General features: G+C 70.5%; 26 protein-coding genes and 1 pseudogene. 4 read left to right on the top strand and 23 right to left on the bottom strand.

Annotated elements, in window-relative coordinates:
- Positions 1–105: 105 nt before the first annotated feature.
- The 14 genes from pheT to infC form a co-directional block, all read right to left on the bottom strand.
- Positions 106–2610 carry a phenylalanine--tRNA ligase subunit beta gene (pheT, locus tag LXM50_RS18055; protein ID WP_233312861.1) on the bottom strand — a complete coding sequence of 835 codons (2505 nt, stop codon included), beginning with the start codon at positions 2608–2610 and terminating at the stop codon, positions 106–108.
- Complete coding sequence (gene pheS, locus LXM50_RS18050) at positions 2610–3662, bottom strand: phenylalanine--tRNA ligase subunit alpha (RefSeq protein WP_233312860.1); 1053 nt, start codon at positions 3660–3662, stop codon at positions 2610–2612. The genes pheT and pheS overlap by 1 nt, the downstream gene beginning before the upstream one ends.
- Positions 3663–3714: 52 nt before the next feature.
- Positions 3715–4353 (bottom strand): hypothetical protein, encoded by a 639-nt coding sequence (locus tag LXM50_RS18045; RefSeq protein ID WP_233312859.1) that lies wholly within the window; start codon positions 4351–4353, stop codon positions 3715–3717.
- A 104-nt stretch (positions 4354–4457) separates the two neighbouring features.
- A complete protein-coding gene (locus tag LXM50_RS18040) occupies positions 4458–5402 on the bottom strand; it encodes an amino acid ABC transporter permease (RefSeq protein ID WP_233312858.1) in 945 nt (314 codons plus the stop codon).
- Entirely contained in the window at positions 5399–6055 is a 657-nt protein-coding gene (locus LXM50_RS18035; protein WP_233312857.1) for an amino acid ABC transporter permease, read from the bottom strand. The genes LXM50_RS18040 and LXM50_RS18035 overlap by 4 nt, the downstream gene beginning before the upstream one ends.
- A gap of 116 nt (positions 6056–6171) precedes the next feature.
- Positions 6172–7080, bottom strand: a complete 909-nt coding sequence (locus LXM50_RS18030; protein ID WP_233312856.1) for a glutamate ABC transporter substrate-binding protein — start codon at positions 7078–7080, stop codon at positions 6172–6174.
- A gap of 42 nt (positions 7081–7122) precedes the next feature.
- Positions 7123–7914 (bottom strand): amino acid ABC transporter ATP-binding protein, encoded by a 792-nt coding sequence (locus tag LXM50_RS18025; protein ID WP_233312855.1) that lies wholly within the window; start codon positions 7912–7914, stop codon positions 7123–7125.
- Positions 7915–8087: 173 nt separating this feature from the next.
- On the bottom strand, positions 8088–9116 hold the full coding sequence (locus LXM50_RS18020) for a TAXI family TRAP transporter solute-binding subunit (protein ID WP_233312854.1): 1029 nt from the start codon (positions 9114–9116) through the stop codon (positions 8088–8090).
- Entirely contained in the window at positions 9113–10492 is a 1380-nt protein-coding gene (locus LXM50_RS18015; protein WP_233312853.1) for a HAMP domain-containing sensor histidine kinase, read from the bottom strand. The genes LXM50_RS18020 and LXM50_RS18015 overlap by 4 nt, the downstream gene beginning before the upstream one ends.
- A 3-nt stretch (positions 10493–10495) precedes the next feature.
- Positions 10496–11164 carry a response regulator transcription factor gene (locus LXM50_RS18010; RefSeq protein WP_233312852.1) on the bottom strand — a complete coding sequence of 223 codons (669 nt, stop codon included), beginning with the start codon at positions 11162–11164 and terminating at the stop codon, positions 10496–10498.
- A 2-nt stretch (positions 11165–11166) separates the two neighbouring features.
- Positions 11167–11967 carry an RNA methyltransferase gene (locus LXM50_RS18005; protein WP_233312851.1) on the bottom strand — a complete coding sequence of 267 codons (801 nt, stop codon included), beginning with the start codon at positions 11965–11967 and terminating at the stop codon, positions 11167–11169.
- A gap of 67 nt (positions 11968–12034) precedes the next feature.
- On the bottom strand, positions 12035–12421 hold the full coding sequence (rplT, locus tag LXM50_RS18000; RefSeq protein WP_045249837.1) for a 50S ribosomal protein L20: 387 nt from the start codon (positions 12419–12421) through the stop codon (positions 12035–12037).
- A 29-nt stretch (positions 12422–12450) separates the two neighbouring features.
- Positions 12451–12645, bottom strand: a complete 195-nt coding sequence (gene rpmI / locus LXM50_RS17995; protein WP_182253581.1) for a 50S ribosomal protein L35 — start codon at positions 12643–12645, stop codon at positions 12451–12453.
- 89 nt (positions 12646–12734) lie between these two features.
- Positions 12735–13337, bottom strand: a complete 603-nt coding sequence (gene infC / locus LXM50_RS17990) for a translation initiation factor IF-3 (RefSeq protein ID WP_374107848.1) — start codon at positions 13335–13337, stop codon at positions 12735–12737.
- Positions 13338–13697: 360 nt separating this feature from the next.
- Between infC and LXM50_RS17985 the strand changes: the two genes are divergently transcribed.
- On the top strand, positions 13698–14033 hold the full coding sequence (locus LXM50_RS17985) for a DUF1844 domain-containing protein (protein WP_233312873.1): 336 nt from the start codon (positions 13698–13700) through the stop codon (positions 14031–14033).
- On the opposite strand, the gene LXM50_RS17980 is transcribed toward LXM50_RS17985, so the two are convergent.
- The 7 genes from LXM50_RS17980 to LXM50_RS17950 form a co-directional block, all read right to left on the bottom strand.
- Positions 14026–15048, bottom strand: coding sequence for a trans-aconitate 2-methyltransferase (locus tag LXM50_RS17980; RefSeq protein ID WP_233312850.1), 1023 nt, complete (start codon positions 15046–15048; stop codon positions 14026–14028). The genes LXM50_RS17985 and LXM50_RS17980 overlap by 8 nt on opposite strands.
- 44 nt (positions 15049–15092) lie before the next feature.
- Positions 15093–15920, bottom strand: coding sequence for an SseB family protein (locus LXM50_RS17975; protein WP_233312849.1), 828 nt, complete (start codon positions 15918–15920; stop codon positions 15093–15095).
- A complete protein-coding gene (gene priA / locus LXM50_RS17970; RefSeq protein WP_233312848.1) occupies positions 15904–16650 on the bottom strand; it encodes a bifunctional 1-(5-phosphoribosyl)-5-((5-phosphoribosylamino)methylideneamino)imidazole-4-carboxamide isomerase/phosphoribosylanthranilate isomerase PriA in 747 nt (248 codons plus the stop codon). Before priA ends, LXM50_RS17975 begins: the two co-directional genes overlap by 17 nt.
- 109 nt (positions 16651–16759) lie before the next feature.
- Positions 16760–17410 (bottom strand): imidazole glycerol phosphate synthase subunit HisH, encoded by a 651-nt coding sequence (gene hisH, locus LXM50_RS17965; RefSeq protein ID WP_233312847.1) that lies wholly within the window; start codon positions 17408–17410, stop codon positions 16760–16762.
- Entirely contained in the window at positions 17407–18027 is a 621-nt protein-coding gene (hisB, locus tag LXM50_RS17960; protein ID WP_233312846.1) for an imidazoleglycerol-phosphate dehydratase HisB, read from the bottom strand. The genes hisH and hisB overlap by 4 nt, the downstream gene beginning before the upstream one ends.
- On the bottom strand, positions 18024–19109 hold the full coding sequence (locus LXM50_RS17955) for a histidinol-phosphate transaminase (protein WP_233312845.1): 1086 nt from the start codon (positions 19107–19109) through the stop codon (positions 18024–18026). Before LXM50_RS17955 ends, hisB begins: the two co-directional genes overlap by 4 nt.
- 128 nt (positions 19110–19237) lie before the next feature.
- Positions 19238–19594 carry a LysM peptidoglycan-binding domain-containing protein gene (locus tag LXM50_RS17950; protein ID WP_233312844.1) on the bottom strand — a complete coding sequence of 119 codons (357 nt, stop codon included), beginning with the start codon at positions 19592–19594 and terminating at the stop codon, positions 19238–19240.
- Between the two features lie 56 nt (positions 19595–19650).
- On the opposite strand from LXM50_RS17950, the gene LXM50_RS17945 reads away from it, so the two are divergent.
- Together LXM50_RS17945 and lexA are read left to right on the top strand one after the other, a co-directional pair.
- Positions 19651–19920, top strand: coding sequence for a hypothetical protein (locus tag LXM50_RS17945; RefSeq protein WP_233312843.1), 270 nt, complete (start codon positions 19651–19653; stop codon positions 19918–19920).
- Positions 19917–20603, top strand: coding sequence for a transcriptional repressor LexA (gene lexA, locus LXM50_RS17940; protein WP_233312842.1), 687 nt, complete (start codon positions 19917–19919; stop codon positions 20601–20603). The genes LXM50_RS17945 and lexA overlap by 4 nt, the downstream gene beginning before the upstream one ends.
- An 81-nt stretch (positions 20604–20684) precedes the next feature.
- Here lexA and metE read toward each other — a convergent pair whose 3' ends face one another.
- Complete coding sequence (gene metE, locus LXM50_RS17935; protein WP_233312872.1) at positions 20685–23006, bottom strand: 5-methyltetrahydropteroyltriglutamate--homocysteine S-methyltransferase; 2322 nt, start codon at positions 23004–23006, stop codon at positions 20685–20687.
- A gap of 117 nt (positions 23007–23123) precedes the next feature.
- Positions 23124–24050: pseudogene (locus LXM50_RS17930) on the bottom strand (methylenetetrahydrofolate reductase); the annotation flags it as partial.
- Positions 24051–24153: 103 nt separating this feature from the next.
- Between LXM50_RS17930 and LXM50_RS17925 the strand changes: the two are divergent.
- Positions 24154–26055: a prolyl oligopeptidase family serine peptidase gene (locus tag LXM50_RS17925; RefSeq protein ID WP_233312841.1), complete on the top strand. Its 1902-nt coding sequence runs from the start codon at positions 24154–24156 to the stop codon at positions 26053–26055.
- Positions 26056–26077 lie beyond the last annotated feature (22 nt).

Raw genomic sequence — 26077 nt, 5'->3', positions numbered from 1 at the left:
AGGTCACGCCCGTCGCGTGATGCCCGCACGACGAGGGAACGCCTGCACGCCGGATCCGCGGATCCGGTCGTACAGGCGTTCTTCGTCGTGCGTTCGTATCGCGTCTCAGTCGCGGATCTGGGCTCCGAACCGCTCGGTCGCCACGGCGACGCCCGCGAGCTTCGCCTCGGTCGCCTCGGCGGCCGTCAGGGTGCGGTCGTCGGCCCGGAACCGCAGCGCGAAGCTCAGGCTCTTGGATCCTGCGGGAACACCCTCACCGCGGTAGTCGTCGACGAGGCGGACCGACTCCAGGAGCGCGCCAGCACCCTCGGAGAGGGCGGCGCTCACCTCGGCCGCCGGGACCCCGGCGTCGAGCACCAGCGAAACGTCCTGCGTCGCGGCGGGGTAGGTCGACAGCGATGCCGCGACCACGCGCTCCCCCGCCAGCGCCAGCACGCCGTCGAGGTCGAGCTCGAGCACCACCGCACGTCCGGGCAGGTCGGCGGCGGCCGACACCTGCGGGTGCAGTTCTCCGACATAGCCGACCTCGGTGCCGCGCACCTGCAGCACGCCGGCGCGCCCCGGATGCAGAGCCGCGCGGCTGGACTGCACGACGTCGATCTCGACGCCGGCCGCATCCGCGATCACGCGCACGGCGTCGAGCGCCTCGCTGAGACCGTACTCCTCGGCCGCACGCCCAGGCTGGCGCGGGGTGACGTGGCCGGTGAACAGCGCTGCGACGAGGCGGGCCTGCGGCGGGATCGAGGCGTCGAGGGCCGCGAGCGTCTCATCCGACGACCTGACGCCGAGCGGCGGCACCTCGTCGGTGCCGTAGACGACGCCCGGCGCGGGCAGGAACACCACGCCGGTCTCGAAGATCGCCAGATCCACGAGGCCCCGTGCGATGTTGCGGTGCGCGATCTGCAGCAGCCCAGGGAGCAGGGAGCGGCGCAGGAACGGCGCCTGCCCGTCGAGCGGGTTCGCGAGGCGCACCCCGGGAAGGCTCTCCCCGGTGGCCGAGCCGTGCAGGTCGTTCTGCTCCTGCGTGGTGAACGGGAACGCCGGAGTCTCCACGAGCCCTGCAGCGGCCAGGGCGTTCGCGACGCGACGCCGGCCCTGCTGCAGGTCGGTCAGTCCGCGACCGGACGGCGGTGTCGGCAGCACCGACGGGATGCGGTCCAGTCCGTGGATGCGCGCCACCTCCTCGGCCAGCGACCACTTGTCGGTGAGGTCGGGACGCCAGCTCGGCGGGATGACGTTCCAGCCGGAGTCGTCCGCGGTGACCTCGGCGCCGATGGTCTCGAGCGCGCCCGTCACCTCCTCGTCGGTGTAGTCGACGCCGATGAGGCCCTGCACGAAGCCGGCCGGAAGGTCGATGCCCCCGATGAAGACCTCGGCGAAGAGCGCGCCGCCCTCCTCGGTCAGCGTGCCGCCGGCGAGCGAGACCATGAGGTCGGCGACGCGACGTGCGGCGGCGAACGGGATGAGCGGATCCACTCCCCGCTCGAAGCGCTTGGAGGCCTCGCTGGGCAGCTTGTGCCGGCGGGCCGAGCGCGCGATCGTGATCGGATCGAACGTCGCCGCCTCGATCAGCACATTGCGCGTGGTCTCGCCCATCTCGGTCGTGCCGCCGCCCATGACGCCGGCGAGGCCGATCGGACCGGACCCATCCGTGATCAGGAGGTCCTCGGCGTGCAGGGTCCGCTCCTGGCCGTCGAGCGTGACCATCTTCTCGCCGTGCTCAGCGCGGCGGATCACGATGTTCCCGTCGAGCTTGTCCAGGTCGTAGCCGTGCACCGGGTTGCCGAGCTCCAGCATCACGTAATTCGTGATGTCGATGAGGACTCCCAGCGAGCGCATGCCGGCGAGCGTGAGGCGGGCGACCATCCACGGCGGAGTGGGACGGGACGGATCCACGTCGCGCACCACGCGCGTGACGAACTCGGTCGCGCCGACCGCGCCGCGGATCGGCGACGCGTCCTCGACGACGGCGGTGCGGCCGGTGCCCGGCTGCAGCTCGGCGAAGTCGCGGTCGGCGGGGTCGCGGAAGGCCGCCCCGGTCGCGTGCGCGTACTCGCGGGCGATGCCGCGGAGCGAGAAGGCATAGCCGCGGTCCGGCGTGACGTTCACGTCGACCGCGACGTCGTCCAGGCCCAGCAGCGCGATCGCATCGGTGCCGACGGGGGCGTCGATGCCGAGCTCGGAGAGGATCAGGATCCCGTTGTGCTCATCGCCCAGTCCCAGCTCGCGGGCCGAGGCGATCATGCCGTCGGACACGTGTCCGTAAGTCTTGCGCGCGGCGATCGGGAACGGTCCGGGCAGCACGGCGCCCGGCAGGGTCACGACGACCTTGTCCCCGACGGCGAAGTTGCTCGCGCCGCAGACGATGCCGCGGATGCCGCCCTGGGCCTCGCCGACATCGACCTGGCACCACCGGATCGTCTTGCCGTTGGACTGGGGTTCCTCCTCGAAGGAGAGCACCTGCCCGACGACGACGGGGCCGGAGATGTCGAAGCCGTGCAGCTCCTCCTCCTCGAACCCGACGGAGACGAGCGCCGCGAAGACGTCGTCCGGTGTGGCCGTCTCGGCCACATCCACGTACTCACGCAGCCACGAAAGCGGGACGCGCATCACACCACCATCCCGAACTGCTCGCTGAAACGGACATCGCCCTCGGCCATGTCGCGCATGTCCTGCACGTCGCTGCGGAACATGAGGGCGCGCTCGACCCCCATGCCGAACGCGAAACCGCTGTAGACGTCAGGGTCGATCCCCGCTGCGCGCAGCACGTTGGGGTTGACCATGCCGCAGCCGCCCCACTCGATCCAGCGTGCGCCGCCCTTGAAGGTCGGGTGCCACAGGTCGAGCTCGGCAGACGGCTCCGTGAAGGGGAAGAAGTTCGTGCGGAAGCGGGTCTTCGCCTCCGGGCCGAAGAGCTGACGCGCGACGTGGTCGAGCGTGCCCTTGAGGTGGGCCATCGAGATGCCCTTGTCGACGACCAGGCCCTCGAACTGGGTGAACACCGGCAGGTGCGTGGCATCGAACTCGTCGGTGCGGTAGACCCGCCCGGGGCACAGCACGTAGATCGGCACCTCGCGGTCGAGCATCGAGCGCACCTGCACCGGGCTGGTGTGCGTGCGCATGACCAGGTGGCGGGAGGGCGGGTCCACGTAGAACGTGTCCTGCTCCTGGCGTGCGGGGTGGTCGACGTCGAAGTTGAGGGCGTCGAAGTTGAACCACTCGTGCTCCAGCTCGGGGCCTTCGGCGATCTCCCAGCCCATGCCGACGAACACATCGCTGATCTGCTCCTGCAGCAGCGTGAGCGGATGCCGGGCGCCGACGCGCGTGCGCGACGCGACCGCGGTGATGTCGACGCGCTCGGCCTCGAGTCGCGCGGCGGTCTCGGCCTCGGCCAGCTCCGCCTCCTTCGCGGCGAGCGCCTGCGTGACGCGCCCCCGGCCCTGGCCGATGAGCTTGCCGAAGGCGGCCTTGTGCTCGGGCGCCACCTGGCGCATGGACGCGTTGAGGACCGCGAGCGGCGACCCCTCGGCGACATGCGCCGCGCGTGCGGCCTTCAACTCCGCGGTGTCGGCCGCGGATCCGATCGCGGCGAGCGCGGCCTCGACGGCGGTCTCCACCGCCTCGGGGGTGATCTCAGGGGAAGTCTGTGCGTTGTCGGACACGAGAACCGAGTCTACCGGCGCGTCGGCACCCGCCCCGCGCGCCCCCGGCCACTCATAGCGGCCCGAACATCTCCGTGCGCCCCGTCGGCATCCACGACAGGCGCTCGCGCTCCAGGGACGCCGCGAGGAGAGGATCCGCCTGTGTCTGCCGACGCAGAGTCCGCCGCCCGCGACCGACGATCGCGGGCGGGACGACGAGCACCGAGACCAGCAGAAACACCAGTCCGATGTCGACGAGGACCATGGAGAGCACGCGTCCCGAGGTGAGTGCGCCGATCACCAGGAACACGTTGATCAGGAACAGGATCCCGCCTGCCGCCCACATGCCGCCTCGCAGGGTCCCCGGGCCCCGACCGGAGACCGAGATCCCGGATCGCGGTACCCAGTGACGCACCCGGCGCAGGAACCACCCGGCCACCGCTGCGAGGACCGCCCCGATGATCGACCACGTCAGGAGTGGCAGAGTCCGGCCGGTGACGGCGAACAGCACCCCTCCGAACACGACGGCCGCGAAACCGGTGCTCAGGAGAGCCGCCCACATTCCGGCGGCCCCAGCCCGCGCGTCGGCGATCTCCCGCAGCCGGGTGGGGAAGTCCGGCGCGTAGCGCTCCCCCAGCTCGGGATCGAGCCACTGCGCGAGCGTCCGGCTCGATGCGGGAGGGTACGCGGAGACCGGTTCGACGTGCGCCATGACCGCGAGGCTACAGGCCGCCGCGGGCGGCGCGAGAGGAACCGGCGCGCTCAGCCCTCCCTCTGAGCGCGCCGGAGTCAGCACGGCTCGCCGGCACCACGGGATCAGATCCCTGGGCCCGCGCCACCGTCGAACTTCCCGCCACCGCGCTGCAACGCGATGACCTCGGTCACGGTGCTGCCGTCGTGGATTCGCGGGTCGCCGCCGCCGCCGTCCGGCGTGAAGCCCCTCACCTTCGGCGAGCGCCGAGTGCGCACCTCGAGCCACTTCGCGACCCCGGAGAGGATCAGGCACATCGAGATGTAGATGACCGCGACGATGAGCCCCGCCTGCAGCAGCGGCCGGCCCGGCTGTCCGCTGAGGTACTTGGCGTAGTAGATGAGTTCGGGGTAGGTGATGATGAAGCCGAGCGCGGTGTCCTTCAGGGTGACCACCAGCTGGGACACGATGATCGGGAGCATGGCCCGCAGCGCCTGCGGCAGCAGGATGAACGCCATCACGCCGGACTTGCGGAGCCCGATCGCGTACCCGGCCTCCTTCTGTCCCTTCGGCAGTGCCTCGATGCCGGCGCGCAGCGCCTCCGCCAGCACCGACCCGTTGTAGAGCACGAGGCCGATCACGACCGCCGCGTACGGCGTCATCCGGAAGGTGCTGCCCGGGATGGAGTTGATGCCGTAGTAGAAGATCATCATCATGACCAGCACCGGCACGGCGCGGAGCAGCTCGATCACGACCGTGACGGGAACCCGCACCCAGGCGTGCTCCGAGACGCGGCCGATCGCGAGCACGAAGCCCAGGATGAGACTGCCGACCGCGGCCGCGAGGAACGCGCTGACCGTCGCCCAGAGCGCCTGCGCCATGCCCTGCCACACGAGGCTGTAGGTGAACAGGTTCCAGCGCGCGGCGCTGAACTGCCCGGTCACGACGAACCGGTACACGATGAAGCCGATCACCGCGAGCACGACCAGCACGGTCACGACACCGAGGATGCGGTTGCGCAGCACGGCCTTGGGGCCGGGGACGTCGTAGAGAACGGATGCGCCGCTCATCGGACGATCCTCCACTTCTTCTCGAAGTGCCGCTGCACCAGGCTCAGCACGAACACCAGGATGATGAAGACCACGGCGACCCAGAGCAGGATCTCCATGACGGTGCCGGGGCGGTCTTTGGAGTCGGCGACCGTGGCACGCAGCGTGGCGAGTTCCGCGACCGCGAATCCTGCGGCGATCGTCGTGTTCTTCAGGAGGGCGATGAAGACGCTCATCATGGGCGGCACGACCGAGCGGAAGGCCTGCGGCATGATGACGAGGGTCATGACCTGCCCGAAGGACAGCCCGATCGCGCGGGCCGCTTCGGCCTGGCCGACGGGCACGGTGTTGATGCCGGCCCGCAGGACCTCGGCGACGTAGGTCGCCGTGTAGATGCCGAGCGCCAGGACGCACAGCCAGAAGGAGGGGATGTCCGGGAGGTCGAGCTTCGGGTATCCGAACACGAAGAAGAAGAAGACCAGCGTGAGCGGGGTGTTGCGGATGAGGTTCACGTACGCGGTGCCCACACCGCGGGCGATCGGCACGGGCGAGACCCGCATCGCGCCGACGACGGTGCCGAGCACGAGTGCCAGCACGCCGCCGCCGAGGAACAGCAGGACCGTGTTGAGGGTCGCCTGGCCCCACAGATCGAGGTTGCCCAGGAGTGCGTCCACGCATCTCTCCTTCGAGTTCGAGGACTTCGGGATGGGGGTGTGACGTCAAGACGTCAGACGTCAGAAGGACCCGGAGGAAGCGGCCGGCGGGAGCATGCCCGCCAGCCGCTCCGGAATCACTTCTCGACAGCGGGCTGCGTGACCTTCATGCCACTGGCGCCCAGGTTCTTCTCGAAGATCGCCTTCCAGGTGTCTCCGCCGTCGGTGAACATCGTGTTCACGAAGGTCTGGAAAGCGGTGTCGCCCTTGGCCAGGCCCACGCCGTACTTCTCGGTCGTGAAGGGCTCACCGACGACCTTGAGCTCTTCCGGGTCCTGCGCCGCGTAGCCGATCAGGATCGCCTGGTCAGTGGTGACCGCGTCGACCTGCTTGTTGATGAGCTGCTCCACGCAGGCAGAGTAGACGTCGAGTCCGACGGTCTTGGTGTCCGGGAAGTTCTGCTGGATGTTCTGCAGCGGGGTGGATCCGGTCGCGGAGCAGACGGTCTTGCCGGCCAGATCCTTCTCGCTCTTGATCGTGTCCTCGCTCTTGCGGACCAGCAGGCCCTGACCGGTGACGAAGTAGGGGCCGGCGAAGTCGATCACAGCCTTGCGCTTGTCGGTGATCGAGTAGGTGCCGACGTAGTAGTCGACGTCGCCGTTCACGATCGCCTGCTCACGGTTCGCGGACGGGATGGCCTTGAACTCGATCTTGTCCTCGCCGTAGCCGAGCGAGGCCGCGATCCAGCGGGCGATGTCGATGTCGAACCCGGTGCGCTCGCCCGTCGTCGCGTCCTTGTAGCCGAGACCGGGCTGGTCCTCCTTGACGCCGATGGTGATCTTGCCGTTCTTGGTGATCCGGTCGAACGTCGGGCTGCCTTCGAGCTTGACGTCCTTGGCGACCTCGAACAGCGGCTTGTCGCTCGTCGGGCTCACGCCCTCGCCGGTGGATCCGGGACTGGTCGGGCTGCCGCTGTTGCAGCCGGTGAGGGCGATCAGGGCGACGGCGGCGATGCCGATGCCGGTGAGGATCCGTGACTTTCGCATGTGCTTCTCCTTCGGTGCAGGTGCTGTGGTGCGGGGATCAGGTCAGTGGGTGAGCAGCTTGGACAGGAAGTCCTTGGCCCGGTCGGACTGCGGATGCGTGAAGAACTGCTCGGGCTCGGCCTCCTCGAGGATCCGTCCGTCGGCCATGAACACGACGCGGTTCGCCGCCTTGCGGGCGAACCCCATCTCGTGTGTGACCACGATCATGGTCATGCCGCTCGCGGCGAGTTCGATCATCACGTCGAGGACCTCGGTGATCATCTCCGGATCCAGGGCGCTGGTGGGCTCATCGAAGAGCATCACCTTGGGGTGCATCGCCAGGGCGCGGGCGATCGCGACGCGCTGCTGCTGTCCTCCGGAGAGCTGGGCGGGAAGCTTGGAGGCCTGTTTGGCCACGCCCACGCGCTCGAGCAGCTGCATGGCCTCCTTCTCGGCGTCGGCCTTCTTGAGACCGCGCACCTTGATCGGGCCCAGCGTGACATTCTCGAGGATCGTCAGATGCGCGAACAGGTTGAACGACTGGAACACCATGCCGACGTCCGCGCGCAGCTGCGCCAGGCCCTTGCCCTCCGCCGGCAGCTCCTTGCCGTCGATCGTGATCGAGCCGGAGGTGATCGTCTCCAGGCGGTTGATCGTGCGGCAGAGCGTGGACTTTCCGGACCCGGATGGGCCGATGATCACGACCACCTCGCCCTTGTGCACGGTGAGGTCGATGTCGGTCAGTGCCTGGAAGTCGCCGTAGTGCTTCTGCACGTTCTGAACGACGACGAGAGGGGCACCCACCAGCGCAGCGGCAGAATCGGGACGCGTAGTGGCAGGGGTGGCGTCGGTCATGGCTGACTCTCCATCGAATCGAATGGCCGGATGTTCGGGCTGGCGCCGGAGCCGCAGGGCTCCGACCCCCAGACACTATTGAGCGCGTGGTGCGCGGTGGGATTCCTTGAGCCTTTCTTGAGGCGAGTGCAGATACCTCGACGGGCTCCGCAGCCTTCGGAACCGCTCGACCGTCAGCCGTGCGTCTCCCGGTAGTACCGTGCCGCGCCGGCGTGCAGCGGGATCGGGTCGGTGAAGATCGCCTGCCGGCGATCGAGCAGCGCCGCCGCCGGTGCACCCCGCGCGATCGTCGCCCGCTCATCGAACAGCACCGCGGTCGCGTCGTGGATCAGCCCCTCGGGCGCGTCGGCGCGGGCGACCAGGTAGTTCGGCACGGTCATCGTCACGGTCGAACTGTCGATGCCGTAGCCGCCGATCGGGAAGTCGGCCTGCCGATAGGCTCCGGCGTGCGCCGCGTTGACGGCGTCGACGACGGCCGGCGGAATCGACAGCAACCGGATCGGAGTGTCGGCGGCGAGCGCCGCGATCCCCGGCGTCGGCAGGCCGCCCACCCAGAAGAACGCGTCGATCTCGCCCTTGCGCAGGGCCGCGATCGACCCCTCCAGGCCCAACTCCGGATTGCGCATCGCGGCGACGTCCACATCGGCGGCGGCGAGCACGCGACGGGCGACGAGCTCCACACCCGATCCGCGCGCGCCGAGGGAGACCGTGCGCCCCGCGAGATCGCGCAGGTCGTGCACGTCGGATCCGTCCCGGACCACGATGTGCACATACTCGTCATACAGTCGAGCGACGGCGACGATCGGGATCGCCTCGTCGAACGCTCCCGTGCCGGCCACCGCATCCGCGACCGCGTCGCCCTGCGCGAAGCCCAGCACCGCCCGACCGGAACCTACCCGCTCGAGGTTGTCGACGGATCCGTTGGTCTGCTGAGCCGTGAACCGGGCGCCGAGGCGGGTGGCGAGCGCCTCGGCGAACTGCTGGCCGTAGGCGTAGTAGACGCCGGTCGCCCCGCCGCCCGCGATCGCCTGCGGCGCCTCCGCCCAGCTCCGGTCCTGCGGGGCGCAGGACGCCAGCCCCGAAACGCTCAGCACGCACAGCAGGAGCGCGAGCAGCACCCGCGCGATGCCGCGCCGAGACTTCCCCCTCCGTCCGCTCTGCCTCGCCGGCGGGATCCGCTCCGGGCAGATCCGCGCCGTCATCGCGCCTCCGCGGCGGGGAGCACCAGGACCACGCGGAGTCCGCCGCCGTCCGCCGCCTCCACGCGCACCCCGGCGTCGACCGTGGCCAGCAGGTCCGTGGCGATCGCGAGTCCCAGGCCCGTGCCGGGGATCGCGCGCGTCCGATCGCTGCGCCAGTGCCGGTCGGTCGCGTGCGCGAGTTCGTCCTCCGGGAGACCCGGACCATGATCGCGTACCGAGAGCTCGCAGCCGGTCTCCGCGCGCGTCACCGTCACCTCGACCACCGTGCCCGCCGGCGAGAATTTCACGGCGTTGTCGATGACGGCGTCCAGCGCGCTCTCGGCGATGGTCTCATCCGTGCTGGAGCGCACTGGCGCGTCAGCGTGCAGAGCGAGCGCGACGCCCTTCAGCGCCGCCGCGTCCTGCCAGGCCGCCACCCGGCGTGCGGCGAGGTCGGCGAGATCGACCGCATCCTGCAGCGGCGCGGGATCCGATCCGCGCGCGAAGGAGAGCAGCGTGTCCAGGATCCTGGTCATCCGCCGCCCCTCCTCCCGTGTCGCCTCGACCTCGCCGTCCCAGCCGCGATCCAGGCCCGTCGCGAGTGACTCCACACGCAGCAGCAGCGCGCTCAGCGGATTGCGCAGCTCGTGCGACGCATTGAGAGCGAACTCCTGCTGACGCGACACCACGTGCTCGATCTCCTCCGCCATCCGGTTGAAGAGCAGGATCATCCGGTGCAGCTCCGGGGGGCCGGTGTCGTCGGCGATCCGCGCCTCCATGTCACCGCGCTCGATCGCCTCCATCGCCTCGTCCACGCGGTGCACCGGCTTGAGCACCCAGCGCGCGAGCCCCAGCACCACGAGCAGTCCGACCCCGATCGCGATCGCGCTGACGATGCCGAGCAGGATCCACTGCCGCACGATCTCGGCGCGGGGCGCCTCGACGCTCGCGGACATGATCACGGCTCCGATGACGTCGCCCTGATCGAAGATCGGCTCCACGAGGGACTGCTCGGCGAACTGCCACGGGAGCACGACGGGCTCCGGCAGGTCGCTGCGCCGCCCGGACAGCGCCAGCTGCACCTTGTTCGCGGTCGCGTCGTCCAGCACCGGGGCATCGCCCTGCTGCGGAGACCAGGGGCGTCCCGACCGGTCGACCACCAGCACGCGCGTGCCGTACAGATCGTGATAGCGCTGCAGCTCGCCGTCCAGCACCTCGGCGCTGCCGGACAGCAGCGCCTGGCGCGCGCTCGTCACGAACGTGCCGATGTCGCCGACCTGCTGCGTATAGAAGCCCTGCTGCACGCTGCGCGAGGTCGCCCAGCCGTAGGCGCCCCCGAGCAGCACCAGCACCGCCGCGAGCGGCACCAGGAACACGACGAACAGGCGCTTGCGCACCGGTCACAGCCCCGTCAGCCGGTAGCCCACGCCGCGGACCGTCTCGATCAGCGCCGGCCGTCCGAGCTTGCGGCGGATCGAGGCGACGTGCACCTCGAGCGAGCGGGCGAAGCTCTGCCAGTCCGTGTTCCACACCTCGCGGATGAGCCTCTCGCGCGGCACGGCGACTCCCGGATACCGGGCCAGCACCGCGACGATGTCGAACTCCTTGCGGGTCAGCTCCACCGCCTCGCCGTCCACCAGCACCCGGCGCGCGACGAGATCGATCCGCACCCCGTCGATGTCGATGCCGACGGGCCCGACCTCGCCGGCGATCGCATGACTGCGGCGGGTGACCGCCTCGATGCGGGCGAGCAGCTCCTGCACGTCGTAGGGCTTGACCAGGAAGTCGTCGGCCCCGGCGCGCAGCCCGCGGATCCGCTCGTGCACCTGGCTGCGCGCCGTGGCGATGAGGATGGGGACGCCGCTCACGGCGCGGATCCGGCGGCAGAGCTCGATGCCGTCGATGTCCGGAAGACCGAGGTCGAGGATCACGGCTTCCGTGTCGGTGCCGAGCATCTCGAGAGCGCCCCGTCCGTCTCCCGCACGCTCGACCGCGTAACCGGCGCGGCCGAGGAACCCGGCGAGGGCGTCTGCCACGCGTTCGTCGTCTTCGACGATGAGGATCTTCATACTCAGGCGCGCTGGGCGAACGCACTCTCGTACAGGCACACACTGGCGGCGGTGGCGAGGTTCAGCGACTCGGCCCGGCCGAAGATCGGCAGCCGGAGCGCCCGATCGGCCAGTTCCAGCGCGGGCTCCTCCAGCCCATGCGCCTCATTGCCGAACAACCACGCCGTGGGCCGGGCGAGCACGCCCTCCGCGCGGGCCGCGAGCAGGTCGTCGCCCTTCACGTCCGCCGCGACGACCTGCAGGCCCGCGGCGTGCGCCCGCTCGATGACGTCCGGGAGTTCTCCGCCGACCGAGACCGGCAGATGGAAGAGCGACCCCGTGGTGGAGCGGACCACCTTCGGGTTGTACAGATCGACCGTGCGCCCGGTCAGCACGACCGCATCAGCACCGGTCGCGTCGGCGGCGCGGATGATGGTGCCGAGGTTGCCGGGGTCGCGCACCTCCTCGCAGATCGCCACGAGGCGCGGTGCGGCGGCGAAGATATCGCGCACCGACGTGGGCGTCTGCCGGGCCACGGCGACCACGCCCTGAGGCGTGACGGTGTCGGCCATCGCCGCGAGCACGAACTCCGTCACGTACTCGAAGCGCACGTCCGCGGCGGTCGCGGCCTGGCGCAGATCGCCGTGCTTGTCCCATGCGGAGGGCGTCGCGAAGAGCTCGACGATGGCCTCCGGTCGATAGGACAGCGCCTCGCGCACCGCCTGCGGGCCCTCCAGCAGGAACAGGCCCGTCTCGGTGCGGGCGCTGCGCTTGGTGAGCTTGGCCACGGCGCGCACGCGCGGGGATCGGGGATTCTCCAGCACGATCACAGTCTAGGGACACCGAAGGGGCGCCGCCCTCACGGACGGCGCCCCTTCGTTGATCAGGTGCTTACGCAGCCGACTTGGGCGCGTTGACGTCCGCCGGCAGAGCCTTGCGGGCCGTCTCGACCAGCGCGGCGAACGTCGCCGGCTCGTTCACGGCGAGCTCGGCGAGCATGCGGCGGTCGACCTGGACGCCGGCGAGACCGAGGCCCTGGATGAAGCGGTTGTACGTGATGCCGTTCTGGCGGGCAGCGGCGTTGATGCGCTGGATCCACAGACGACGGAAGTCGCCCTTGCGCTTGCGACGGTCGCGGTACGCGTAGACGAGGGAGTGGGTGACCTGCTCCTTCGCCTTGCGGTACAGGCGCGAGCGCTGGCCACGGTAACCCGAGGCGCGCTCGAGGATGACGCGGCGCTTCTTCTGAGCGTTGACGGCGCGCTTGACTCTAGCCATTTTCGTGTATTCCTATCGTGCGATCGGCGTCAGCGGCCGAGGAGCTTCTTGGCGACCTTGGCGTCTGCCTTCGACAGCACCTGGTCCTGGTTGAGGCGACGGGTGCGACGGCTCGACTTCAGCTCGAGGTTGTGGCGCATCCCGGCCTGCTGCTTCTTCAGCTTTCCGCTGCCGGTGATCTTGAAGCGCTTCTTGGCACCCGAGTGGGTCTTCTGCTTCGGCATCTTCTCTTCCTTCGTATGGCGCCCAGCTGGGCGACAGGGTTCTGCCCGCGCAGTGCGGGAGGTCTGTGTGCGGCTGTCGGATCCGGGGATCACTCAGCCGGGGCGGCCGGAGCGGCGGACGCTCCGGGTGCCTTGGCATCGCGGGCGGCCTGCTTGTTGGCAGCGCGCTGCGCGTCGCGCACAGCGTTCTGCTCGGCCTTCGCCTCGGACTTGTTCTTCAGCGGGGCGACGACCATGACCATGTTGCGTCCGTCGATGGTGGGGTTGGACTCCACCGTGCCGAACTCGGCCACATCCTCGGCGAACTTGCGGAGAAGCCGCACGCCCTGCTCGGGACGGGACTGCTCCCGGCCGCGGAACAGGATCATCGCCTTCACCTTGTCGCCCGCCTTGAGGAAGCCCTCGGCGCGCTTGAGCTTCGTCGTGTAGTCGTGCGCCTCGATCTTCAGACGGAAGCGCACCTCCTTCAGGATCGTGTTCGCCTGATTGCGGCGAGCTTCCTTCGCCTTCTGCGCGGCCTCGTACTTGAACTTGCCGTAGTCCATGATCTTGACCACGGGAGGCTTCGAGTTCGGGGCGACCTCGACGAGATCGAGGTCGGCTTCCTGCGCAAGACGCAGCGCCGCCTCGATACGGACGACGCCGATCTGCTCACCCGCGGGGCCGACGAGGCGGACCTCGGGGACGCGGATGCGCTCATTGGTGCGGGGATCGCTGATGCGGACTCCTTAGACGATGGTTTCGGCCACCGTGATCCGGACGGATCACGGGCGAAATCGGAATCGTCCCACCCGCCGGCAGTCAGACGCCGGCGGCACCCTGACCCGCCGCACAGCTGTCGCTGCACGGCGGCTACCGATGTGAATCGGCGGAGTGCTGGACCCGGTAGCCTTGAGCGGCAAGCGCGGGTGGGAAGTGAATCCTCTTTCGTGCCGGGACCTGAGTCCCGGAGCCCGCAAGAGTCTATCAGAAGGCAAGACCTTCGGAAAGCCGGCACAGTGAGCACTCCCGCGCCCGACGGCCACGAGCACGTCTCCCCCTCGTCCCCCGCGATCGACGACACCGCTGCCGGTGCCGCACGCGACATCGCCGACGTCGCCGCCGTCGAGGTGATCACCACCGCCGCCGTGCACCTGCTCAGCGCCGCCGCGGTCAAGGTGGGCCTGGCCGACGACCCCGAGACGCAGAAGGACCTGGACGAGGCGCGCAAGCTCATCAACGCCCTGGCCGGCCTCATCACGGCCGCCGCCCCCGAGATCAGCGACATGCACGCGCGATCGCTGCGCGACGGTCTGCGCTCGGTCCAGCTGGCCTTCCGCGAGGCGTCCGTCATCGCGGATCCGATCGGTCAGGGTCCGGGAGAGAAGTGGACCGGCCCCGTCAACTGACGACGCCTTCCCGCGGACGACGGGCCAGGAAGACCCGGAATCCCGTCTCCGACTCGAGGACGTCGACGTGGCCGAGCCCGGCCGCCGCGAGCGCATCGTCGACCCAGCCGAGGCCGAGCGACGGCGTGGCCCCGTCCCCACCTCCGGCCAGGCTGTCCTGCATGCAGTAGAACAGCCCCGCCGTGTGGGTGAATAGGGCGAAGGGATCGGCGGCCGCATCACGATCGATGTCGCCCGTCATCGAGGTCTCCGCGATGAGCAGCACGCCGTCCTCGTCCAGTGCGTCGGCGGCCTGCCGCACGGCGGCGACCGGGTCGCCCAGGTGGTGCAGTGCGTCCAGGCACGTGATGAGCGCGAAGGAGCCATGGGCGCCGAGGTGCTCCGCCGTCTCGGCGTACAGCTCCAGATTCGCCACATCGCTGCGGGGCGCCGCGTCGGGATCGACGCCGATGACGCGGCTGCGCGGGAAGGCACGGGCCAGCTGCGCCGCCGCGTCGCCGTCACCGCAGGCGATGTCGGCGACGGCCGCGCCGGTCTCCAGCCGCGCCCGCAGCGCGGGATCGCTCGCGATCCACTCGTCGACGAGGGCGGCCCGGTAGAGCCGACTGTTGATGCGGCTGGCCGCGGCGCCGAGCCCTGTGAACGCAGTGGGCGCGACGCCCGCGCCCGCACGCATCGCCTCGGGGATCCGCCGGACGAGGTCGCCGGAGATCGCATAGACGAAGTCGAGGATGCCGCGCGCGTCGATCGCGAAGTCGTCGCCGAACGTGGTCGCGGTCTCGGGGTCGATCCGGAACACCCCGGCGTCATGCCGGGCATAGCCCGCCGCGTGCATGCAGCGCAGCCACTGCGCCACATTGCGCTCGTCGAGTCCCGCGCGCTCCGCGATCCCGGCGGCGTCTCCCGGGCCATCGAGCAGAGCCGCCAACGCCCCCGAACGCTCCCCCACCGCGAGCGCCTGGATCGCGTACATGCCGTCGAGGTGCTGCAGGAGAAGCGGTGCGGAGTCCGGCATGCCGCGACTCTAGACCGCGCGTCGCCCCGGCGGAAGAGTCAGGTTCAGACGCTCGCGCGCAGCTTCACGGTCAGCGAGTCGACGAGCACGGCGATGCGATCGTCGGCGGCCCAGCGCTGCGCGAGGCGCGCGAGCACCGCGTCGAGCGTCTCCCGGTCCAGCCCCTCGACGAGCTCGAGCGTGACGACGAGCTCCGGTCCGCGCAGGCGCGCATCCGGATCGCCGGCGGAGACCGCCACGTCGATCACGGCGAGCTCGCTGCCGACGCTCTCCAGAAGGCCCGCATAGACCTCCGGTGAGAGGAAGCTCGGCTCCCAGCTCAGCCCCTGCGCGACCGCCCACACCGCAGGGCGGCGCAGCACGAACTCGGTCTCGGACCCGGGGTCAAGCACGATGAGCTCGGCATCCCCCGAAGAGGCGGACAGCGCCACGCGCGCCGCCTCCACCGGGATGGGGCGCGCGATCGGATCCCAGGCGCGCATCGTGTCGACGCTCGTGAACGCCGGCTGCACGGTGCGCCCGTCGGGCGCGGCGACGGTGACGAGCGAGAGCTCCTGGGTCTTGTCCACCGTCAGGCCGGACGGCGCGACCCCCTCGTCACCCTTCTCAGCGACGAGCGGCACGAGCACGCGCGCGGTGCGGAACGCGGCCACGACCTCGGCCTGCGAACCGGAGCCGGCGCGGAACCGCGCGAGGGCATCCCACAGGGCCGGGTCGGCTGAGCCGTCATCGCCGGCGCGGGTGTTCTCCTCGAACGAGCGCCCCGCCCACGGCACACCGGCCGAGTCGCCGGTGTTGGCGTGCGAGCCGTGGTCGTGATCATGATCGCATCCGGACGCGCCGGACGCGGCGCGCTCAGGATCCGGCGACATCCAGCGCCTCGGCCAGGGTGAACGCGCCGGCGTACAGCGCCTTGCCGACGATCGCGCCCTCGACGCCGAGCGGCACGAGGTCGCGGAGCGCCGCGATGTCATCGAGGTTCGCGATGCCGCCGGACGCCACCACGGGCTTCGGGGTGCGCGCGGTGATCTCGCGGAGCAGCTCGAGGTTCGGGCCCTTGAGCGTGCCGTCCTTGGTGACGTCGGTGACGACGTAGCGGCTGCATCCGGCGTCCTCGAGACGGTCGAGGACGGTCCAGAGGTCTCCGCCCTCCTTGGTCCAGCCACGGGCGGCCAGAGTCGTGCCACGCACGTCGAGGCCGACCGCCACGGCGTCGCCGTAGCGTGCGATGACATCAGCGGCCCACTCGGGGTTCTCCAGCGCGGCCGTGCCGAGGTTGATGCGAGTGGCACCCGACTCCAACGCGGCCTCGAGGCTCGCGTCGTCGCGGATCCCGCCGGACAGCTCGACGTTCACGCTGCGGAACTGCTTGATCACGCGACGCAGGATCGCCGTGTTGCTGCCGCGACCGAACGCGGCGTCGAGGTCGACGAGGTGGATCCACTCCGCCCCCTGGTCCACCCACTCGGCTGCCGCGTCGAGCGGATCGCCGTAGCTGGTCTCGCTTCCGGCCTCACCCTGGGTCAGGCGCACGGCCTGCCCGCCGGCGACGTCCACCGCCGGGAGGAGGGTCAGAGAGGGGGACTGTGCGAACTCGTTCATGTCGTCCTTCGGGTCACGATGTGCCGCGCGCTTCGGGCGCGGCAAGAGAAGAGAGTAGTCCGGGTGCACGCGGGGCACCAATCCCCGGCTGTCACACTCCGCGGACGGATCAGAGTGTGGAGATCCAGTTGCGCAGCAGCTGGATGCCGGCCTCGCCGGACTTCTCCGGGTGGAACTGGGTTGCCGAGAGCGGGCCGTTCTCGACCGCGGCGAGGAAGCGCGAGCCGTGCTCGGCCCATGTGAGATGCGGCTGCGGGAACGGCGGCATGACCTCGAGTTCCCACGTCTGCGCGGCGAAGGAGTGCACGAAGTAGAAGCGCTCCTGCTCGATCCCGCGGAACAGCACGCTGCCCGGATCCGGCTCGACGGTGTTCCACCCCATGTGCGGCAGCACCGGCGCGTCGAGCTCCGTCACGATGCCGGGCCACTCGCCGAGCCCGTCGACCTCGGCGCCGCGCTCGACTCCGCCGGCGAACAGCACCTGCATGCCGACGCAGATGCCCAGCACCGGACGGCCGCCCGCCAGGCGCCGCTCGATGATCTCGTCGCCGCCATGCGCGGCAAGCGCCTCGCGAACGGCCGCGAACGCGCCCACGCCCGGGACGACGAGTCCGTCGGCCTCGAGCGCCGCGGTCCGGTCACCGGTCAGCTCCGCGTCCGCGCCAGCGCGGATCAGCGCTTTCACGGCCGAGTGCACGTTGCCGGATCCGTAGTCGAAGACCGCGACGGTCGGACGGCGGCCCTCCGCGCGCTCGCTCACAGTGCGCCCTTGGTGGAGGGCACGCCGACCACCAGGGGGTCCAGCGCCTTGGCCTGACGGAAAGCGCGCGCGAAGGCCTTGAACTCGGCCTCGGCGATGTGGTGCGGATCGCGTCCGCTGATCACGCGCACATGCACCGTCAGGGCGGCGTTGTACGCGATCGCCTCGAAAACGTGGCGCACCAGGGATCCGGTGAAGTGGCCGCCGATGAGGTGGTGCTCGTAGCCGGCCGGCTCGCCCTCGTGCACGAGGTAGGGGCGACCCGAGATGTCGACGACCGCCTGCACGAGGGCCTCGTCCAGCGGGACGAGCGCGTCACCATAGCGGGAGATGCCGCTCTTGTCCCCCAGAGCCTCGCGAATCGCCTGGCCGAGCACGATCGCCACGTCTTCCACGGTGTGATGCGCATCGATGTGGGTGTCGCCGGAAGCCCGGACCGTCAGATCCGTCAGCGAGTGCTTCGCGAACGCGGTCAGCAGGTGGTCGAAGAACGGGACCGAGGTGTCGATGCGGCTCTGACCGGTGCCGTCGAGGTCGATCTCGAGCTCGATCGTCGACTCGGACGTGGAGCGGGTACGGCGCGTGGTCCGGGCCGCAGCGGGGGTCTCAGCGGTCATGAGGCCGATCCTATCGAGGCGAGGGCGTCCAGGAACGCGGTGGTCTCGGCCTCCGTGCCGGCCGTGACGCGCAGGTGATTCGGGATGCCGACGTCGCGGATCAGCACACCCTGGTCGTACAGGGCGCGCCAGGTCGCCGCCGGATCGGCGACACCCCCGAACAGCACGAAGTTCGACCATGACGGGTGCGGCGTGTAGCCGAGGGCCTCGAGCGTGGCGGAGATCCGATCCCGCTGCGCGACGATCTCGTCGACCATGGCGAGCATGATGGGCGCGTTGCGCAGCGCCGCGATCGCCGCCGCCTGGGTGAGGGCGCTCAGGTGGTACGGCAGGCGCACCAGGCGCAGCGCATCGATGAAGGCCGGATCGGCGGCGAGGTAGCCGACCCGCGCCCCCGCGAAGGCGAACGCCTTGCTCATCGTGCGAGAGACGGCGAGCCGCGGTCGCCCCTGCAGCAACGTCAACGCGGACGGCGAATCCTTCGGGGCGAACTCCTGGTACGCCTCATCCACGATCACGATGCCGCGCGCCGCCTCGTAGACCGCTTCGATCACGTCGAGCGGGAGCGGCGTGCCCGTCGGGTTGTTCGGCGCGCACAGCAGGATCACGTCCGGATCGTGCTCCACGACCTGCGCCACCGCTTCGTCGACGGTGAGCTCGTAGTCCGGGTGCCGGGTGCCGGCGATCCATGCCGCTCCGGTGCCCTGGGTGAGCAGCGGATACATCGAATAGGTCGGTGCGAACCCGAACACGGTGCGCCCCGGACCGGCGAAGGCCTGCAGGATGTGCTGCAGGACCTCGTTCGATCCGTTGCCGGCCCAGATGTTCGCGGCGGTGAGATCATGACCGAGGTAACCTGCGAACCCCTCGCGGAGCGCGGTGAACTCCCGATCCGGGTAGCGGTTGACGTCACGCAGCGCCACCGCGATGTCATCGAGGATGTCGCTCGCCACCTGCTCCGGCACCGGATGCGTGTTCTCGTTCACGTTCAGCGCCACAGGCAGCGGTGCCTGCGGGGCACCGTACGGGCGCAACCCGCGGAGATCGTCACGAAGGGGTAAGTCGTCGAGCGAGACAGTCACCCTGCCATGCTAGGCGGCTGCGCCGTGTGCCAGGACACAGATGACCGCGGTTGCTGAGCGACGCCGAAGTACGGTTGCTGAGCGACGCCAAAGCGCGACTGCTGAGCGACGCCGAAGCCGGGCTGCTGTCAGCGCCCGGCCGAGCCGTACTGCGCCGGGATCGCCAGGTGCTGTCCGACCTCGATCACACCGCCGTCGACGAGGTTCAGCTTGGAGATCTCGGCGACGACATCACGCGGATCGGCGTGCGGCGCAATCTCGCCCGCGATCGACCACAGGGTGTCGCCCGGCTGCACGGTGACGGTCGCGAAGGTGTTGCCCGTCGTCTGCTCACCGGAGGCGAGCGCGGATCCGCTGCTCAGCGCCGCGAACGCGATCGCACCGGCCACCGGGAGCGCGACCAGCGCCGCGAGCACGCGCCGACCGCGTGCGGTGATCCGCAGTCGCGTGGCGGGAACCTGACCGGCGAAGGTGATGCTGCTCATGGTGCTTCTCCTCAGTGTCTGTGTCGGTCCGCCCCTCCCCGGATCCGAATCCCCCGATGAGGATCTTCGAATCCGGGCCTCTGGAGAGGCGAACCTACGTTCCGAAACTACTTTCGAGTTCGAACATCTGTCAAGCCTTCTTCGAATATCAGTTCCGAAGACTTGCCGACACGCTCGAACAGATCTATCGATTCCGCCCCGATCTCGGATACGGTTTCGATAACAAGACCCCATCACGGACCACCGACATTCGAATCGCCGCCCGCGAATCCATGCCGATCCCACCGATCCGCGAGGGCACGACGCACACGAAGGAGATGGCATGAGCGACGGTGCGACCCCCGGCTCCGAGGCCCCGCGGACGCGGCGCCGCAAGAGCCTCAGTGCGAAGCAGATGGCGATCCTCGAGGTCATCCAGACCTCGATCGCCCGGCACGGCTATCCGCCGAGCATGCGCGAGATCGGCGACGCCGTGGGCCTCAAGTCCCTGAGCAGCGTGACGCATCAGCTCGGCCAGCTCGAGCTCAGCGGCTATCTGCGCCGCGATGCCGGCAAGACCCGCGCCATGGAGGTCCTGATCGATCTTCCCGGCACGTCCACGGAGAATCCCGCGGACACGGCTCCGTCGGTCGGCGACGCGGCGCTCGTGCCGCTCGTGGGCCGGATCGCGGCCGGCGTGCCGATCACGGCGGAGCAGCAGGTCGAGGAGATCTTCCCGCTCCCCCGCCAGCTGGTCGGCAAGGGCGACCTGTTCATGCTGAAGGTCTCAGGGGAGTCGATGATCGACGCCGCCATCTGCGACGGCGACTGGGTGGTGGTGCGCTCTCAGGGCACGGCGGAGAACGGTGAGATCGTCGCCGCGATGCTCGACGGCGAGGCCACGGTGAAGACGTTCCGCCGCCGAGACGGCCACGTGTGGCTGCTCCCCCGCAACAGCGCGTTCGAGCCGATCCTCGGCGACGACGCCACGGTGCTCGGCAAGGTCGTGGCGGTGCTGCGCGCCGTCTGATCCCCTGCACGACGACGATGCCCTCCCGGACGGATCCGGGAGGGCATCGTCGTTCACAGCCCGTCGACGGGCTCAGACCGGTCAGACGGCGACCGACACGTCCTCGCGGACGCGGCGGGTGGCCTCGACGATGTTGCGCAGCGAGGCGTTGGTCTCCTCGTAGCCGCGGGTCTTCAGGCCGCAGTCCGGGTTGACCCAGAGCTGGCGCGTCGGGATCTCCTCGACTGCGCGGCGCAGCAGCGTCTCGACCTCGGACACGTCGGGGACGCGCGGCGAGTGGATGTCGTAGACGCCCGGGCCGATGCCGTGGTCGAAGCCGGCCGCAGCGATGTCGGTGACGACCTCCATGCGGCTGCGGGCGGCCTCGATCGAGGTGACGTCCGCGTCGAGGGCCCGGATCGCGTCGATGACCACGCCGAACTCCGAGTAGCAGAGGTGCGTGTGCACCTGCGTGGCGGTCTCGGCGCCCGCGGTGGAGAGGCGGAAGGAGGCGACGGACCAGTCCAGGTACGCCGGCTGGTCGGCCTTCTTCAGCGGCAGCAGCTCGCGCAGCGCCGGCTCGTCCACCTGGATGACGCCGATGCCTGCGGCCTCCAGGTCCGCGATCTCGTCGCGCAGCGCGAGGGCCACCTGATTGGCGGTCTCGGCGAGCGGCTGGTCGTCGCGCACGAACGACCAGGCGAGGATCGTGACCGGACCCGTCAGCATGCCCTTCATCGGCTTCGCGGTGAGGGACTGCGCAAACTGCGACCAGGCGACGGTGATCGGCGCCGGACGCGAGACGTCACCCCAGAGGATCGACGGGCGGGTGGCGCGGGATCCGTAGGACTGCACCCAGCCGTTCTCGGTCACGTCGAAGCCGTCGAGGTTCTCGGCGAAGTACTGCACCATGTCGTTGCGCTCGGGCTCGCCGTGCACGAGCACGTCCAGGCCCAGGTCCTCCTGCAGCGCGACGACGCGACCGATCTCCTCGCGGAGGAACCCGTCGTACTCGCCCGCCGTGATCTCGCCCTTGGTGAACTGCGCGCGGGCGCGGCGGATCTCGCCGGTCTGCGGGAAGGACCCGATCGTGGTGAGCGGGAGCGCGGGCAGGTCCAGTGCGATGGACTGCGCTGCCACGCGCGCGTCGTAGTCGCCGCGGTCGAAGTCGGCTTCGGTGAGCGCGGCAGCGCGGGCGCGAACGGCGTCCACGCGCACGCCGGGGGCGCCGAGCCGGTCCGCCAGGGCGGCGGAGGCTGCATCGAGCTCGCCGGCGATCGCGGCCCGCCCCTCGCCGAGGCCCTTCGCGAGGGTCGTGACCTGCGCGACCTTCTGGTCGGCGAAGGCGAGCCAGCTCACGAGGCGGGCGTCGAGCTTCGACTCGTCCTCGACGTCGTGGGGCACGTGCTGCAGCGACGTGGAGGTCGCCGCGGAGACGCCGGCGGCGCCGAGGCCACGGAGTGCCTCGAGCGTGTCGAAGGCGGCCGCGAGGTCGCCGCGCCAGATGTTGTGCCCGTCGATCACACCGCCGACGAGGACCTTGTCGGCGAGACCCGGAACGGCAGCGGGAACGGTGCCCCGCACGAGGTCGAGACCGATGGCCTCGACCGGGGCGGCTGCGAGCACCGCGAGGTTCGCATCGAGCGCGGCGTAGGGTGCGGCGACGAAGACGGCGGGGCGCTCGGTCAGACCGCCCAGGACGGCGTAGGCGCGCTCGGCGGCGGCGCCGAGCTCGGCCACGGACGACGGCAGCGACTCGCTCACGAGCGCGGGCTCGTCGAGCTGGACCCACTCCGCCCCGGCGGCCGTGAGCGCGCCGAGCAGCTCGGCGTAGACCGGGATGAGGTCATCGAGCCGGGACAGCGGGTCGAAGCCCTCGGGCGCCTCGTCCGCCGCCTTGGCGAGCGCGAGGAAGGTGACGGGGCCGACGATCACGGGGCGGGTGCGGAAGCCGGCCTCGGCCGCCTCCTGCACCTGGCGCACGATGCGGTCGCTGGAGAGCGAGAAGACGGTGTCAGGGCCGATCTCGGGCACGAGGTAGTGGTAGTTCGTGTCGAACCACTTGGTCATCTCGAGCGGCGCGCGCTCGCCCTCGCCGCGGGCGATGGTGAAGTACGCCGGCAGCCCGATGGTTCCGTCGGCGGAGCGCAGGTCCTCGAAGCGCGCCGGGATCGCGCCCACGGTGACGGCGGCGTCGAGCACCTGGTCGTAGAACGAGAACGACTCGGGGATCGCGGAGTCGGCACGGCCCAGGCCCTGCACGGCGAGACGCTCGCGCGTCGTCGCGCGCAGCTCCGCAGCGGTGCGCTCAAGCTCGGCCTCGTCGATCCGTCCGGCCCAGAACGCCTCGACGGCCTTCTTGAGCTCACGGCGACGGCCGATGCGCGGGTAGCCCAGGATGGTGCCCTCGGGGAATGCGGTCATGACGGTCCTCTCTGACGGAAGGGGGAAGGAAGCGGGCGCGTGCGCGCCGCGGGACTCTGTGAACTGCGGGACGTCGCGCGGGGAAGCGCTGCTCTCGGGAAGCACCCCTGACGCCTCGAGCACGTCCAGCACGGTGCGGTGCTGGTTGAACGCGTACAGGTGGACGCCCGGTGCGCCACCATCCACGAGCTCGCGCACGAGCTCCGCCGCATGGGCGACGCCGATCTCGGTTCGACCCTCGGCGGTCGGCTCGACCTCGAGCTCGATGGACAGCTCGGCGGGAATCTCCTCGCCGCTGAGCTCCAGCACCCGGCGCAGGCGCGCGGGCGATGTGATCGGCATGATGCCGGGCAGGATCGGGATGGTGACGCCGGCGCGACGGGCCCGTTCGACGAAGGCGAAGTAGTCGTCGGGGTGGAAGAACAGCTGGGTGATCGCGAGAGTCGCGCCCGCGGCCTGCTTGGCCAGCAGCGCGTCGATGTCCTGGTTCCGGTAGGTCGAGCGCGGATGCCCGTTGGGGTAGGCCGCGACGGCGATGTTCACCTTGCGGCGCGGCGTCACCTGCACTGCTCCGGGAACACCCGGGATCGGCCGCTCCTGATAGGGCGCACGCTCCGCCTGCGCCCGGTCGATCAGCTGCACGAGCTGGGCCGAGCTCTCCAGGTCTCCCAGGAACGGCTGGCTCTCGTCGAGCGGCGGATCGCCGCGCAGGGCGAGGAAGCTGAGGATCCCGGCATCGAGGAACTCCCGGATCAACCGCGAGGCTCCGGCGTAGGTGTTGCCGACGCAGGTGAGGTGCGCGAGCGGCTCGACCGAGGTGTGCTCTCGGATGTAGCGCAGCACGTCGAGCGAGCGACCGCCGACGGATCCGCCCGCGCCGTAGGTCACGGAGATGAACCGGGGCGCGGCGGAAGCGAGCTGCTGGATCGTCTCATGCAGCGCCTCGATGGGCGCCGTGGTGCGCGGCGGGTAGAGCTCGAAGGAGATGGGCACGCGCGGCAGCACCGCCCCGGCGGGGGCGAACGGCGGCGCGTCGAAAGACATCTCTCTCCAGGGTCGGGGCGGTCACCCCACGCTAGGCGGCGCCGCGATGCGCCGCATGCTGTGTTTCACCATGTGTCGGCGCGCGCTCTTCTAGGCTCGGGTGATGAGCTCTCCGCACGGATCCTGGCCCTCCCCGCTGTCCGCCGCCGACCTCGCCGTCGCCGGCACGAAGATCGACGGCGCCCGGTACGCCCTGGGCGGCATCTGGTGGAGCGAGTCGGTACCGCAGGAGCGCGGACGCATGCGCGTGATGCGCCGCGACGGCGAGGGCGCGGCGCGGGAGGTGCTGCCCGCACCGTGGAACGCTCGCTCGCGCGTGCACGAGTACGGCGGCGGTGCATGGACGGTGGCAGAGGACGGGACGCTGTTCTTCGTCGACGGCGAGGACCAGCGCGTGCACCGCCTGGATCCCGGCGCCGATGCGCCGGTGCCGCTGACCGTCGCAGGGGCGCAGTACGGCGGCCTCCGTCTGCAGCAGGGGCGCCTGTTCGCGGTGCGGGAAGACCTGCGCGCCGACCCGCACAAGCGGGCGATCGTCGAGATCCCGGTCGACGGCTCCGCCGCGGAGGACGACGATGCGATCGTCACGGTCCTCAGCGGCGACGGCTTCTTCGCGCATCCTGCGCTCTCCCCCGATGGCACGCGCCTCGCCTTCGTGGCGTGGGACGAGCGGCACATGCCCTGGGAGCACGCTTTCTGCTTGGTCGCGAACCTGATCACGGGAGCGCACACACCCGTTCCGGCACGCGCCCCGCTGCAGCCCGAATGGATCACCGACGACGAACTGCTGTTCGCCGACGACCCGACCGGCCGGTGGAACCTGCACCGTGCCCGGATCGGCGAGCAGCCCGTGCCGCCGATACCGACGCCCCCCGCCGAGACGGCGTCGTTCGCCCTCGCCGACGCCGACACCGGCGGCGGACTGTGGGTGCTCGGGCAGCGCTGGTTCCGAATCCTCGAGGACGGCAGGATCCTCGCCGTCCGCACGAACGGGTCCGATGCGCTCGTCCTGCTCGACGTCGACGGCGTGCTCCTGCGCGAACTCGACGTGCCCTTCGACGGGGACCTGAGCCTCGAGGACGCGCGCGGATCCCGCGTGCTGATCACGGCGCAGGGACGACGGGTCACCCCCGGCCTCTGGGAGCTCGACGTCGATGCCGGCACCGTGCGCGCGGTCCGCGGCGGGAATCCCGTGGATCCGTCCTGGGTCCCCGGCGCTCGCGCCGTGACCTTCGACGGGCCGCACGGCCCGGTGCACGCCTTCGACCACGCCCCCGCGAACCCGGACGCCGACGCGGATCCGGACGCTCTGCCGCCGTACATCGTGCAGGTGCACGGCGGGCCGACCGCCCACGCGTCGGGCGCGCAGGCGGGCTGGATCACCTACTTCACGAGCCGCGGCATCGGCGTGCTCGAGGTGAACTACGGCGGTTCGACCGGGTATGGGCGCGCGTACCGCGAGCGGCTGGACGGCCAGTGGGGCATCGTCGACGTGGACGACGTGCTGGCTGCCGCGCGGGGACTCGCCGAAGCCCGCATCGCGGACCCCGTCCGCATCGCGATCCGCGGGGGCTCCGCCGGCGGATGGACGGTGCTGTCGGCCCTGGTGCGCGGCGGGGTGTTCGCGGCCGGTCTCGACCGGTACGGGGTCGTGGATCTGCGCCTGCTGGCCGAGGAGACGCACGACTTCGAACGCTCCTACCTCGACGGCCTCGTCGGCCCGCTGCCCGAGGCGGAGCAGACCTACATCGACCGTTCCCCGCTCACCCATACCGACCGCATCGACGTGCCGGTGCTGATCCTGCAGGGCGCGGACGATGCGGTCGTGCCGCCCTCGCAGTCCGAGGCGATCCGCGACGCGCTCGCCGACCGCGGCGTGCCGCACGAGTACCGTCTGTTCGAGGGCGAGGGGCACGGATTCCGGCAGGCAGGAACGATCGCCGCCGCCGCCGAAGCCGAGCTGCGATTCCTCGGCCGCGTGTTCGGGTTCGACCCCGCGCCGTAGACGCCGAGCCTGGGGAGGCCCG

It is taken from the genome of Microbacterium sp. Au-Mic1, assembly GCF_021341785.1.
Taxonomy (GTDB): domain Bacteria; phylum Actinomycetota; class Actinomycetes; order Actinomycetales; family Microbacteriaceae; genus Microbacterium.
Note: the sequence above shows the minus strand (reverse complement) of the source record. Positions and strands in the feature narration are given on the sequence as shown.